General features: G+C 44.3%; 1 protein-coding gene. It reads left to right on the top strand.

From position 1 onward, the window contains the following. A partial coding sequence (locus HMPREF2573_RS07980) for a DUF637 domain-containing protein (protein ID WP_210383691.1) occupies window positions 1-533 on the top strand: 533 nt, incomplete at both ends.

Genomic DNA, 533 nt, shown 5'->3' with positions numbered 1-533 from the left:
GTGGCGATTGCGGTGGCTTATGCGACAGGTGGCGTAGGTACAGCTCTGACAAGTACTGTTGCAACAGCAACAGGCAGTACCACCCTAGGCACCATGACAAGTGCTGCCTTTAACTCATTGGTAACACAAGCCAGCATCAGCCTAATCGATAACCAAGGCAACATCAAGCAAACACTCAAAGACTTAGGTAGTAAACAAAACATCAAGCAAATGACCTTTGCCATTGCCAGCGCTGGGATTGGTAGCAAAATCAACCAAACACTCTCAAAAAGTCTTGGTGTGGGTGATATAGCCAACTCTCACAATTTTAGCCATAAAATCAGCAAAGGTATCGCTAACGCCACTTCAACTGCGCTGCTTGAAAGTACCATATATGGTACCAGTCTTGAAAAGTCATTAATTAAAAATCTGCGTGGTGAAGTTGCCAATGCTGTCGCCAGTGAGATCTTTACCGATTATGTCAAACCACTGGACAAAGATACCCTAATAGATAACATTACCCATAAACTTGCCGCAGGTTTAACAGGCTGTCT

Source organism: Moraxella sp. HMSC061H09 (assembly GCF_001809255.1).
GTDB classification, from domain to species: Bacteria; Pseudomonadota; Gammaproteobacteria; order Pseudomonadales; family Moraxellaceae; genus Moraxella; species Moraxella catarrhalis.
The sequence above is the reverse complement of the archived record's forward strand: the minus strand, read 5'-3'. Positions and strand labels throughout refer to the sequence as shown.